We start from the raw sequence: 472 nt of genomic DNA on the forward strand, positions 1-472 counted from the left end.
ACCGCGGACCGTATCACGAGGGCCGGATCATCGACCTTTCAAACAAGACGGCCGATCTCCTCGACATGAAGCATAGCGGCACCGGTCGCGTTCGCGTTCAGTACGTCGGCAAGGCGCGCATGGACGGTCATGACATGCCTTATCTGATGGCATCCTACGTGCCAAAGGGCAGCCGTATTCCGGCCGTCGATCCGGGCGGGCAGATTGCCAGTGGCGTGATGGTCGCCTCCAATGACCGCCGCATTACCAGCGATCAGCTGCAGAGCCTGGGAACGCTGACGGCGCCGCAGACGTCACGCGTGCCTGTGCCGATGTCCGCCACGGCTTATGGCGGCGCAACGCCGAGCGCTCGCTACAATGCGGCACCCGCACCGGCGCCATCGGCTTTCGGCACGCTCAGCGCGCCGCAGGGTATGGGCGAAATGATCGTACTGCCGGAAATCGGCCCCGTTCCCTACGAGCGTCCCTATGG

Annotated in this window: 1 pseudogene; it reads left to right on the top strand. The window is 64.4% G+C overall.

Annotation, left to right across the window (positions count from 1 at the left end):
• Positions 1-472, top strand: a pseudogene (locus tag AC1DIX_RS27790) (hypothetical protein); the annotation flags it as partial.

It is taken from the genome of Massilia sp. 05N420 (genome assembly GCF_056397205.1).